This is a genomic window from Serratia sp. AXJ-M, from assembly GCF_046531865.1.
Lineage (GTDB): Bacteria > Pseudomonadota > Gammaproteobacteria > Enterobacterales > Enterobacteriaceae > Serratia > Serratia liquefaciens.
The window spans coordinates 2040531-2053449 of sequence record NZ_CP059394.1; the positions used below are offsets into that span (position 1 = coordinate 2040531).

The following is a 12919-nucleotide window of genomic DNA, read 5'->3' on the forward strand; positions in this document are numbered from 1 at the left end:
CTGTCAACGGCGCTTTTAGCCAAAATGACCGGTTGAGAGCAGAGCACAAGGGAAGGGGCATAAACCCTAAAGAAGCGTTTCAATATGAAAATGAGCGGGCAGAGCCGGTAATTTATTTCTGTCGTCACGTTTACCGAATTAATTTTTTATAAAATCAAAGCACTATCCGGGTTTGGAAAATAAAGGGGCGTTTGAAATCCTGGGGATATTTCAATGCCGGGATGCTTCAAGAAATTAGCCGCCGATTTTATATCGGCACGCTGATAGGCAAACACTATTACAGCTATAGGCGCAGGCTGGGTTATTCATTGATTGTTATCAATTATGCAGCGCATCTTCCTCTCTACTATTACCGGGCGACTGTCTATTGGATGGGCAATACCTTATAAGATAAGGATTGAAAATGAAAAAGGTCACCCGTATTGCGGCGATGTCCCTTACCGGCATTGTCTTATGTTATCTGGGGCTTTCGGGCTATGTTTGGTATCACGATACTCAGCGTACGGTGTACAGTCAGGCACCGCGATCTGCGCTGGAGAAGAATAACCAGATTCTCGGATTGCTGAGAGAAAAGGGCTGCGATTATTGCCATACACCTTCTGCCGATCTTCCCTTCTATGCCTCATTTCCCATTGCCAAACAGCTGATGGAATACGATATCCGCCTCGGGTATCAGTCTTTTAACCTGGAACCTGTACGTGCCAGCCTGATCGAAGATAAAGCGGTATCACAAAGCGATCTGAACAAGATTGAATGGGTAATGCAGCATAAGACCATGCCGCCGACACGGTATGTCGCCTTGCACTGGGCGGGGCAGGTGGATGAGCAAGAGCGCGAGACCTTGCTTGGCTGGATAGCGCAGCAGCGCGCGCGTTACTACGCCAGTAACGAGGCTGCCGCGGAACACCGTAATGAGCCGATTCAGCCGATCCCCAAGGCATTGCCTGTCGACGCACAGAAAGTGGCGCTGGGTTTCCGACTGTATCACGACCCGCGCCTTTCCGGAGACAGCACTCTCTCTTGTGCCCACTGCCATTCGCTCAATACCGGAGGCGTAGACGGCAGAAAAACGTCGATTGGCGTTGGCGGCGCGGTAGGGCCGATAAATGCGCCAACGGTATTCAACTCCGTGTTCAACAGCGAGCAGTTCTGGGACGGCCGTGCGCCAACGCTGCAGGTACAGGCCGGTGGACCGCCGCTCAACCCTATCGAAATGGCTTCCAAATCCTGGGAGGAGATCATCGGCAAGCTGGACAAGGATCCGGTACTAACCCGTGATTTTGTCGCCGCCTACCCGCAGGGCCTTAGCGGCGAGACCATTACGGATGCCATCGCCGAATTTGAAAAAACCTTAATCACGCCGGATTCGCCTTTCGATAACTGGCTGCGCGGCGATGACAAAGCCATGACGATGCAGCAGAAACACGGTTATCAACTGTTTAAGGACAACAAATGCGCCACTTGCCACGGAGGAACCATTCTCGGTGGGCGTTCCTTCGAGCCTTTGGGGCTGAAACGCGACTTCAATTTTGGGGAAATTACCGCCGCGGATATCGGGCGCATGAACGTCACCAGCGAAGCGCGCGACAGGCTACGGCAGAAGGTGCCCGGCCTGCGCAATGTGGCACTGACGGCGCCTTACTTCCATCGCGGGGATGTCGCCACGCTGGATGAGGCGGTCAAACTGATGCTGCGCTATCAGGTGGGTACCGAACTGCCGCAGCAGGATGTCGATGATATTGTTGCCTTCCTCGAGAGCCTGACGGGCGTATATACCCCTTACACCCAAAGCCAGAAATAACGGGCTGACGGCCCGCGTCATCATGGTATCTCCAGCCCCGGTAACGGGGCTGTTCCAACGGCAAGATGCCCGTTCGTCCCTCCGGTTTCTGAACTAAAATTATCCATAACGGGACAACAGAAATGTTGCCGTGCAAACCGGGGTCTCTATGAATCAATGACAGGAGGCGCTATGTGCTATCAACATATTATGATTGCCACCGACCTGAGTGATGACGGAAAACGGCTGGTGGAAAAAAGCGCGAGATTGGCCGCGGCGCTGCAGGCCAGGCTCTCTCTGATCTACGTGGATATCCACTACGATACTTACCATGCGGCGATTGGTTTTTCTGAGCGAAGCTACGACGGCGTACCTTTTGAAGAGAAGATCAAGAAAGAGCTGGAGCCGCTGACCCAGAATGTGAATTACCCGATCAATGAGGTGATCATCGGCCACGGTGATTTTATCGAAGAGTTGAAGAATGCCGTGGTGGATAAAAGTGTCGACCTGGTGGTTTTTGGCCATCACCATGACCTGTGGAACAAGCTGTTTTCCTCAACCCAGCATGCCATCAACCAATTGAATGTCGACGTACTGGTCATCCCGATCAAACAGTAGCCAGTTGATTAACCCTGCCAGTATTCACTCTGGCAGGGTGACGGACAGATTAGCGGGTGAAAAAGTCGTTATACAACATGTAGAGGTGCGCCGCGCTCCAGGAGAAATTCGGCGCGCCCTGTTGCATGCCGGTCAGCGGGTTGTAGTTCTCGCGGATGGGACCGTCGGTCATCAGCCCGTCGGCATGGTTGAAGAAAGCCTGGGCCATGGCGACAGCGTCGGCGCGATAGCCGTAGCTCTCCATGCCTTTAAGCCCGAAATACAACTGATCTACCCAGACCCGCCCCCGCCAGTAAATATCGGCACCGAACGCCGGATTGGTCAGCGCTGCCGTACCGAGAGGGACGTAGGTGTTGAATTCACGCGGATCCTTCATCACTTTAACCACTGCGTCGGCATGTTGTTGGCTGGCGGCGCCATTAAATAGTGGAGACCAACCTTCAGGCCCTTTACCTCGCTCTACGATGGGGTAACCGGCACAGCCATTGGGCAGCGGTTTATCCTCGATGCGGATGTCGTAGAAGAAACCGCTGGTGCTATCGAACATGCAGTGATTAATGTAATTCGCCAGTTTATCGGCCTTGCTGCGGAAGGTAGCGGCCTCGGCATTGTGGCCCAGAATATCGGCCATCTCGGCCAGGTATCTGTTGTCGCTGTACATGTAGCTGGCCTGATCGACAGATTCCTGCAGCAACGAATAGCCGAGCAGAGTACCGTCCGCCGCACGATTTTCAGCAAACTTCACCTGCCAGTCCTGCCGTTTACCGCCCTGCGCCAGGTAACGGGCCAACTGATCCGGGTCGATAAAGCCAAAGGCGGCGGCGTCGTCACGGCCCGACTCCCAGGACGCGGCGACCTGAGCCGGGATTTCAATACTGTCGAAACGCCCGGAACGTACCACCCGATTATAGTTGTTCAACCCGGCAAACTTTTGCTGATGCTGCCCGCGTTTAACGGTAAACAGCATCTGACCGTCCGGCGTGTTGTGTGCCTTGTCGCGCGTGGCGCCATACTCTGGCACCCCGTTGCCGTTATGGTCCCGGTTGCGCAACCACCAGTCGTGATAGGCGACCAGCTTCGGATACATCTCTGCCAGCCACTGTTTATCGCCGGTGGTGTTGTACACCTCCATCACCGCCCAGGCCGCCAGGCTGGGTTTGGTATTGCGTTCATTCCAGTTGCTGCCATCGCCGCCGCGTTCCGGGCTGGGGTTATAGGCGATCAAATCGGGAATAAAGCCGGCATCCCACGGGCGAAGCGGGTCGTCAGGCTGGATCTGGAAAGCGAACACCGCACGGATATTATCCTTGGCGACGTTGGGATTAAAATGCGCCATTGCGTACGCCTGCTTCCAGGTATCCCAGGGCCAGGTCTGGTTGCCGGAGAACCAACGCCCGGTGACAGAAGGCGTCACCGAATCAAATTTCATCGCACCGGCGGCCCCGCGCCAGTTGGCGTTTAAGGTTTCTATCGCTTTGACCGCCACGCGTGCCTGCGCCTGGGTGGCATGCGGATTTGACAGTCCCTGGTCGAGATAATTTTCCCAACGCTGCGCCGATGCGCTCATGTAGCGCTGGGGATCGGCGAGGATCGAAGCTATCTTGCTTTGTTCCTGCTGGACTTCGGCGGCGGTGAGCAGGTGAGAGTAGGTGGTATAGAAGGTGGTGGAGCCGGAAATCGTGGCTTTGGCGATAAACCTATGGCCATTGACCGTCGTTTGCTGCGGCAGCGATTTATGAATTTGGTATTCGGACTCGCCGGAGGTCATCAGTTGTGAAGCCGCGCGCACCCTGCCGAAGGTAACCCGCAGGCCGTCCTTGGTCGGCAACAGCTGCCGCGTATAGTCGGGGAATGCCTGCTCGATGGTTGGCGGGGACTGCGGTTTTTGTTCTTTGGCATAGTATTTTTCCAACAGTTCGCCATCCCACACCAGTTCCAGCGGCGTATCGCTAGTGATTTGGGTTTCGAGCAGTGAAGTGCGGGCAGTAGCGAATCGCAGCGTCAGTTTAACCGTGATCCCTGGGGCGGTAAGCCGCTGGATCAGCGCGCCGGGGATACTGTAGGCGGTCATGCTAAAGCGGACTTTCTCCCCGTTTTTATACAGGCTGAGCCGGTCGAAGTTATTGGCCATAAAGTTAATGTATTCTTCGGTGAGCAACGCCGGACCCGGGAAGCCGCCCATGCCTTCCGGGCCGTTTGGCAGCAAATGACCATGCCAGGCGCCAAGATCAAAAAACGGATTAAAGCGTTGGTGTTCATCGAAATCGTAATCGAGCATGTAGTGTGGGGCACCGCTGCGATTAATCACGTTTTTATAGGCTTCCGCCCGCAGGGGGCTTTCGTTACCCGGGTGAGAGATGCAGCCTGGTATCATCAGGGCCGCGGAGATAACCAGGGCCAGAGACGGCAGTTTATTAATCATCTTCATTATGTTTGCCTTTATGCGTTACCAATAAAAATACTGCATCAGAAACACCGAGTTGCTGGCGTCGGTGCTATCGTTGGTCATATAAAATTTGCTGTCCAACGCGGTGGCCAGCTTGCCGCCGGCATATTCGTACCAGATTCCGGCCTGCGCGTAAGAGGTTGCGGTGTCCGGCGCATTGTCCAGCCGGTGGCGGGCGTAGCTGTAGGCCGTCGAGAAATACAGTCCCTTGGCGGCCTCAACCATGGCGCTCAGCATCAGGCCCGACTCCGAGCCCGGGTGATTGCCGTCCCCCTTGCCGGTGTGCTGCCAGATCCGGCCGGCCAGATTTTTCCCTTTCAGCCCCAGCAAATAGAGTTGCCCCATGCCGTCGGTGATTTCCAGACCGTTTAACAACGTCAGGCCTTCCTGCAGATCGTATTGCGTATAGCCGTTGACCATAGCCCGGTAGCGGTACTTATCCGAATAGCGGTCATATTTGCCAAAGTGCAACAGCGCCTTGCTCTCGTCGATGCGGCTTTCTGGCGCTGCAGTCAGGCTGTAGCGGAATTTACCGGTCAGGTTCTGCAGCTTGGCTGCATAGGTGAGATCGCGGGTATTGGGGATCACATAACCGTATTCCGGGGTAAAGTCTGCCCACCATTGCAAATCGTCCAGCGAAGAATCATTACGCAGGCTAAGCATCATTTCGGTGCCGTCATCGGTGCGGTATCCAGCGTAAAAGCGGTTGATGCCGCCCTCAAACCCGCCCCAACTGTGGTCCGGCGTCCAGGCATTACCCTGATGGTCGGCCTGTACCGTCCAGCCTTCGCCGTAGAGCAGGCCGAACCAGTGGCCGTGCTTGATCTCCAGTCCGCCTTCGATATAGGTGCCATCGCTGTATTTGTGTTGGTGCTCCCCGTTTAAATAGACGCTGCCGCCGATACCCAACTCGCCGTAAAAGCGCAGGGCGGTCGGGCCGGTATTTGTCAGTTCGGGGGGCGGCAGAACGTTATGTTCCGCCGGCACCACGGATTCCTGAGCTAACAGCGGCATCGGCAATATCAGCAGTAACGTGGGCAATATTTTATTATTGGATTTAATTTTCATCTGGACATGCATTGGGTTTGGGTCAATGGCGAGCCTGCGGGGGGACCCGCCAACTCGAACCGTTAACGCCATGTGGGCCGGCCCCATTCCCTGGGAGGAGATAAAAATACCGTCGCATAGCGGCGGTAAACGGAGAATATATTAGTAAATGTTTTAGTAAAAAATACTGGAAAATCAGTAAATCGTTAACTTGATCACAAAGGGTGAAATGGGTATCTTCGCTACGGGCGTTGCGAACCGCAGAGCTACGCATAGCACCAGCTACCGCCGCGCTGGAGGTAAAAGGACGTTTCTGGTGGTTTAAAGGGGGGAGAGTATCGAGGCGTATACCTCGTTGAGCTGTCCCGGTAAGCTAGCGTTTTTGTCTATTCGTTGAGACTCTATGGCCACACTGAAAGAAATCGCAGAAGCTGCAAACGTGTCTGTCGCTACCGTTTCGCGGGTGCTGAATGACGACCCCACGCTGAGCGTGAAGGCGCAAACCCGGCAAAAAATCCTGGAAGCGGCGGAGCGTCTCGAATACAAAGTCCAGCCCTCAAAACGTCACAGCGGGCATCGGCTGACTTTCGCCGCGCTTTTCACCTATAAACAAGCCATAGAGATTAACGACCCCTACTATTTGGCGATGCGCTATGGCATTGAAACTCAATGCGAAAAGTTGGATGTTTCGCTGGTGGCCTGCTACGACTTCAACGGTGAAAAACCCTTGCCTGCGGCTGACGCGCTGCTGGTCATTGGCCGGCCGCAGCCTGCGCTTTACGAACAGCTAAGCCAGCAGCGAGTGCCGGTGGTGTTCGTGGACGGTGTCATCGACGATCCGCAGTTCGACTGTGTCAATGTCGATCTCACCAAGATCAGCCAGAAGGTGATCGACTATTTCATCGAATGCGGTTACTCGCGCATTGGGTTTATCGGCGGACGTGACGATCCGGCGCTGGCCGATCAGCGTGAGCAAGCCTTTGTGGAATACGGCCGCTTGAAAAACGTGGTGCGGCCGCAGGATATTTACACCGGCGACTTCAGCAGCCAGGCGGGCTACCAGTGTGCCAGGCAAATGCTGGAGAAGAAGGGCGGTTATCCGCCAGCTCTGTTGGTCGCGACCGACTCTATCGCCATCGGGGTACTGCGTGCCTTGCACGAGCATTCGGTTCAGGTTCCTGGCCAGATTGCGCTGATCAGCGTGAACGATATCCCCACGGCACGTTTTATTTTCCCTGCATTATCAACCGTTCGCATACCCTCCGAAACCATGGGCGCTCAGGCCGTCAATCTGTTGACTGAGCGTATTCGTGACGAACGGACCATTCCATTATCGATCTTTGTTCCCAGTTCGCTTCAGTTACGCGATACCACCGTTGCCTGAAAAGGTCCCCTGTGCCCTATGCCGATTGCGGCAGCACAGGGAGGCCGAACGGCCAAAAATTAACGTCATGATTAAAAAAGACATTTCATATTTATTGTGATCCCGTCGTCATTAGGTAAATATGATCTGTAGTTTTTACTAAATATTTACTATCGTTCTCCCATTGAAAGTTGTCGGGAGACGTGACGTGAATCATTGGGAAAACATAGAAAAACAGTCAGAGAATCGCTTACCGCCGCGAGCGAGCTTCTTCAGCTATCGTAATGCCACGCAGGCATTAAGCTTCGATCGCAACGCCAGTGCGGCATTTCAACTGCTGAGCGGTCGTTGGCAGTTTCGTTACTTCGAACACCCTGATCGGGTGCCGGCGGCGTTCTATAGCCAACTGATGGTGGACTGGGGCGACATCACCGTGCCGGGCATGTGGCAGATGGAAGGTCACGGCCAATTGCAGTATACCGATGAGGGCTATCCCTTCCCGATCGACGTGCCTTACGTGCCGACCAACAATCCGACTGGTGCCTATCAACGCCAGTTTACGCTGGGCGGCGACTGGGAAAACCAGCAGGTCATCATCAAGTTTGACGGCGTGGAAACCTACTTTGAGGTGTATCTCAACGGCCGCTACGTCGGTTTCAGCAAAGGCAGCCGTTTGTCCGCCGAGTTTGATCTTAGCGACTATGTGAAAGCGGGCGAAAACCTGCTGTCTGTTCGCGTCATGCAGTGGGCTGACTCGACGTATATTGAAGATCAGGACATGTGGTGGATGGCCGGCATCTTCCGCGACGTTTACCTGATCGGTCAACAACGCACCCATATTCATGATCTCACGCTGGTCACGCGTTTCGATGAACAGTATTGCGACGCAGTGCTGGCACTGGATGTCGAGCTTGGCAACCTGAACCTGTCCGTGGCAAGCGGTTATCGCCTGCAGGCTCAGCTTTTTGACGGTGAAGCCTGCGTCGCCGAACGCTGGGAAAATGAGCTCTGTATCGGGGCCAGTGCCCGCTGCCGATTCGAGATCCCGGTCAGCCAGCCGCAGCAGTGGAATGCAGAAAACCCTTATCTGTATCAATTGCTGCTTAGCCTGTATGACCACGCCGGTAATCTGGTGTCGGTGGTGCCGCAGCGCGTCGGGTTCCGTGAGATCGGCGTGCGTGAGGGGCTATTTTATGTCAACGGACGCTATTTAAAGCTGCATGGCGTGAACCGCCACGATCACGATCATCGCAAAGGGCGCGCGGTGGACATGGCGCGGGTTGAGCGCGACATCGTGTTGATGAAGCAACACAACATCAACTCGGTGCGAACCGCCCACTACCCGAACGATCCGCGCTTTTACGAGTTGTGTGATATCTACGGCCTGTTTGTGATGGCGGAAACCGACCTGGAAAGCCACGGTTTCGCTAACGTTGGCGATATTAGCCGCATCACCGACGATCCTCGCTGGGAAAATGCCTACGTCGAGCGCATTGAGCGCCATGTGATGGCGCAGAAAAACCATCCCTCAATCATTATCTGGTCCCTGGGCAACGAGTCCGGTTATGGCTGCAACATCCGCGCCATGGCTAAACGCTGCAAGGCGCTGGATCCCACTCGGCTGGTGCATTACGAAGAAGACCGCGATGCGGAAGTGGTCGATGTGATCAGCACCATGTATTCGCGCGTGGCGATGATGAATGCCTTTGGCGAGTATCCCCATGCCAAGCCGCGAATTTTGTGTGAATACGCCCATGCCATGGGCAATGGGCCGGGAGGCCTGTTCGAATATCAGTCGGTGTTTAACCGCCATGCCAGCCTTCAGGGGCATTACATCTGGGAGTGGTGCGATCACGGTTTGCTCAGTCATGACGCGCAGGGACGCGAACGCTATCAGTACGGTGGTGATTACGGCGATTACCCGAATAACTATAACTTCTGCATGGATGGCCTGATCTACCCGGATCAGCGCCCCGGTCCTGGCCTGCGTGAATATAAGCAGGTGCTGTGTCCGGTAGAGGTCAACGGCGCAGGCGAGAGGACGCCGGTGCTGCGAGTTAAAAACCGCTATTGGTTCAGTTCGCTGGCCGATATTACGCTGGTCGTCAGCGTGAAGGCCGGGGGGCGTCAACTGGCCAGCTATGACATCAAACTGCCGCACCTGCAGCCGGGCGAGTCTGAAGAACTGCATTTTCCTGAGTTGGCGCTAGGCACGCAAGAAACCTTTATTGACGTTGCCGTGTATAAGGACAGCGCCACCCGTTACAGCGAAAGTGGTGATTTGCTTGGACAGTATCAGCATCTGTTGCAACCCGCTGCGCCGCTACTCATTGCGCCGCCGGGGGATAAACGCGCTTCGCCGCTGCAATGCCATGAAGAAAACCACCGGTTGGTGGTCAGCGGCGACAATTTCAGCCTGGCCTTCTCACGTCTGAGCGGTGAACTGCTCTCTTGGCAGGTGGCGGGGGACGAAGTGGTGGGGCGTGCGCCACACCTTTCCTTCTTCAAACCGGTGATCGACAACCATAAGCAAGAGTACGAAGGGATTTGGCATCCGCATCACCTGCAGATTATGCAGCATCACTTCCGCAGTCTGCGCTGGGAGCATCAGGGTGACGACCTGGTGATTGAGGTTTGCACCCTGATTGCACCGCCGGTGTTCGATTTCGGCATGCGCTGCCGTTACCGCTGGCAGATATCGCCGCAGGGGCATGTCAGCCTGGATCTGTCGGGCGCGCCTTATGGCGACTTCCAACAGGTCATTCCGAAGATTGGGCTGGATTTCGGCCTCAGCCGCCGCTTTGAACAGGTGGAATACTATGGCCGTGGGCCGGGTGAAAACTATCAGGACAGCTGCCAGGCCAACCTGATCGGCCATTATCAGCAGCGGGTGGGCGAGCTGTTTGAACACTACCCGTTCCCGCAGGATAACGGCAACCGCCAAGAGGTCCGTTGGCTGAGCCTGCAGGATGGCGAAGGCAAAGGGATATTTATTCAGCCGCGACGGCCGATCAACTTCAGCCTGTGGCCTTATAGCGCCGATATGCTGCATCAGGCTCAGCACATTAACGAGCTGCAAGAAAGTGATTACCTGACGCTAAACCTTGACGATCAAATTCTGGGCCTTGGTTCCAACTCCTGGGGATCGGAGGTGCTGGATTCGTATCGGGTTTATCTGTCGCCGTTCAGCTACGGCTTTACGCTGGTGCCTTTCAATCGGCAGGAAACCCAGGCAGAGAAGCTGGCCGAGTTTAATTACGCGCCGGTCAATAATAACGCTCAGTCAGAAAAGGCGAACTCATGATTATTGTCGAATCATTAGCGGAGTTTCAGCGCATTTACCGCTCAGGGAAAAAATGGCTACGCTGCATGGAGGCCATCAATAATATTAATAATATCGAGCCGAATGTCTTTCATTCTGTCGGCGACTCGCTGGTCTACCGACTGGCGTCCGGCCCTGGGCAGCAGCATGGTGGATTGGAGGGGAATCGCCGCTATTTTGATCTGCACTATTACCTGGCCGGCCAGGAGAACATTGAGGTTGCTGATAAAAGCGAACTGACTTCGGTAGTGGCCTATCAGGATGAAACCGACCGCGAAATTTTCAACGGGCAGGGGGAAATACACCGCGTAGGCGAGGGCAACGTGGTTATTTTTGAGAACCATCAGGCGCACCGATTCAAAGAGAGCCACCAGGTAAAAAAAGTCATTTTAAAAGTGACCGTCGAAGACAGCTATTTTATGAATAAATAGCGGCAATCTCTTATTCCAATATATACCCCAAATAATTCGAGTTGCTTGTAGGCGGCAACTGAGCGAAGCCCCAGGAGCTTACTCAAGATCGATCCTGGGGTGAGTGGCAAATCTGCCGGGAGCAGATTTGAACGTTGCTTGCAGCGGCCCCGTAAGGGGTGAGGCCCAAGGATGGGCCGAATAGTGCAGCCAACACCCAAGTAGCTTGAAGTATGACGGGTATAAGTACCCTACAAATTTCGGAGAGTGTCTATGGCTGTGTCGAATAGAAATACTATCGGCAAGTTTGGCCTGCTGGCGATGACGTTCGCGGCAGTGTTCAGCTTCAATAATGTGATAAATAATAATATCCAGCTTGGCATCGCATCCGCCCCGGTATTTTTGGTGGCGACCATTATCTATTTTATTCCTTTCTGCCTGATCATTGCCGAGTTCGTCTCGTTGAATAAAAACTCCGAGGCGGGCGTATACGCTTGGGTAAAAAGCGCGTTAGGCGGACGCTGGGCATTTATGACCGCCTATACCTACTGGTTCGTGAATTTATTCTTCTTCACCGCGCTGCTGCCGAGGGTCATCGCTTACGCCTCCTACGCGTTTTTGGGGTATGACTACGTCTTTACGCCATTAACTACCGCGATCATCAGTATTTTCCTGTTCGCATTTTCGACCTATATCTCAAACAGCGGTGCCAAACTGCTGGGCCCGATGACCTCTGTGACCTCATCGTTGATGCTGTTGCTGACGTTTTCCTACATCATTCTGGCCGGTGCGGCGGTAATTGGCGGTATAGAGCCGGCTAACCCGATTACCGTAGAAGCCATGACCCCAAGCTTTAGCTGGGCATTCCTCGGCATTACCGCCTGGATTTTTCAGGCCGCGGGCGGGGCAGAGTCGGTTGCGGTGTACGTCAACGACGTCAAGGGCGGCAGCCGCTCTTTTGTTAAGGTGATTGTGATTTCCGGGCTGGTGATTGGCGTGCTGTATTCGGTAGCGTCCTTGCTGCTTAACGTGTTCGTTAGCCGTGCCGATTTGCACTTTACCGGTGGCACGGTGCAGGTATTCGAAGGCCTGTCGGCGCACTTTGGCCTGCCTGCGGTGCTGATGAACCGTTTCGTCGGGCTGGTTTCCTTTACCGCGATGTTTGGCTCATTGCTGATGTGGACCGCCGCACCGGTCAAAATCTTCTTCACCGAGATCCCCAAGGGCATCTTTGGCGAGAAGACCATTCGGTTGAATAAGCATGGCGTGCCAACCCGCGCCGCCTGGCTGCAGTTCTTTATCGTGATCCCGCTGATGCTGATCCCGACGTTGGGTTCGGACAGCGTGCAGGAGTTAATGAATACGCTGATAAACATGACCGCCGCCGCTTCGATGTTGCCGCCGTTGTTCATCATGCTGGCCTATCTGAACCTGCGTTTGAAGTACGACCGCGTGGAGCGTGATTTTAAAATGGGCTCCCGGCTGCAGGGGATTGCGATTGTCAGCACGCTGATTGTCATTTTCACCGTAGGCTTTATCGCGTCAACCTTCCCGACCGGCGCCAGTATCATGACCATTGTGTTTTATAACGTAGGGGGCCTGGTGGTGTTCCTCGGCTACGCCTGGTGGAAATACAACCGCTATTCGAAGAGCCTGGGCGCCCAAGCCCGCTATGATGAGGACACGCCATTAGCAAGGATTGCGCTGGAGTCGCAGGAGGGTAAAAAGACCCCAAGTGGCGATCTGGGCTGTACCCCTTTGTAAGCGCATTAGTGATTTATCCACGCCCCCTCGGCATCCGCTGAGGGGCACCAAGTTTCCAGAACGCGACTTCATTTCAATACAAATGTGAAAGGTATCTCTTTTCGGGGACAACACGGCTTGCCCAAGCTCCATCAGAAAAGGGTAAGGTTCGGTAAACCCAACAAATGTT

Annotated in this window: 8 protein-coding genes; 6 read left to right on the top strand and 2 right to left on the bottom strand. The window is 54.5% G+C overall.

All coding sequences use genetic code 11. The features are described from left to right. Positions 1-403: 403 nt before the first annotated feature. Entirely contained in the window at positions 404-1801 is a 1398-nt protein-coding gene (locus H0S68_RS09610; RefSeq protein ID WP_128864271.1) for a cytochrome-c peroxidase, read from the top strand. Positions 1802-1972: 171 nt separating this feature from the next. After that, positions 1973-2398: a universal stress protein gene (locus tag H0S68_RS09615; protein ID WP_046373839.1), complete on the top strand. Its 426-nt coding sequence runs from the start codon at positions 1973-1975 to the stop codon at positions 2396-2398. A gap of 49 nt (positions 2399-2447) precedes the next feature. Here the strand turns inward: H0S68_RS09615 and ygjK are convergent, their stop codons facing one another. Next, positions 2448-4772 carry an alpha-glucosidase gene (gene ygjK, locus H0S68_RS09620; protein ID WP_410529457.1) on the bottom strand — a complete coding sequence of 775 codons (2325 nt, stop codon included), beginning with the start codon at positions 4770-4772 and terminating at the stop codon, positions 2448-2450. A gap of 72 nt (positions 4773-4844) precedes the next feature. Continuing rightward, a complete protein-coding gene (gene ygjJ, locus H0S68_RS09625) occupies positions 4845-5858 on the bottom strand; it encodes a protein YgjJ (protein ID WP_410529458.1) in 1014 nt (337 codons plus the stop codon). A gap of 436 nt (positions 5859-6294) precedes the next feature. On the opposite strand from ygjJ, the gene ebgR reads away from it, so the two are divergent. The 4 genes from ebgR to H0S68_RS09645 all read left to right on the top strand — a co-directional run bounded on the left by ebgR (position 6295) and on the right by H0S68_RS09645 (position 12750). Then, the gene (ebgR, locus tag H0S68_RS09630; protein ID WP_048760622.1) at positions 6295-7275 is read left to right on the top strand and encodes a transcriptional regulator EbgR; all 981 of its coding nucleotides are present in this window, start codon (positions 6295-6297) and stop codon (positions 7273-7275) included. A 187-nt stretch (positions 7276-7462) separates the two neighbouring features. Beyond that, the gene (gene ebgA, locus H0S68_RS09635; protein ID WP_410529341.1) at positions 7463-10558 is read left to right on the top strand and encodes a beta-galactosidase subunit alpha; all 3096 of its coding nucleotides are present in this window, start codon (positions 7463-7465) and stop codon (positions 10556-10558) included. Continuing rightward, complete coding sequence (locus H0S68_RS09640) at positions 10555-11007, top strand: beta-galactosidase subunit beta (protein ID WP_116690717.1); 453 nt, start codon at positions 10555-10557, stop codon at positions 11005-11007. Before ebgA ends, H0S68_RS09640 begins: the two co-directional genes overlap by 4 nt. A gap of 252 nt (positions 11008-11259) precedes the next feature. Beyond that, on the top strand, positions 11260-12750 hold the full coding sequence (locus H0S68_RS09645) for an amino acid permease (protein ID WP_122078658.1): 1491 nt from the start codon (positions 11260-11262) through the stop codon (positions 12748-12750). Positions 12751-12919 lie beyond the last annotated feature (169 nt).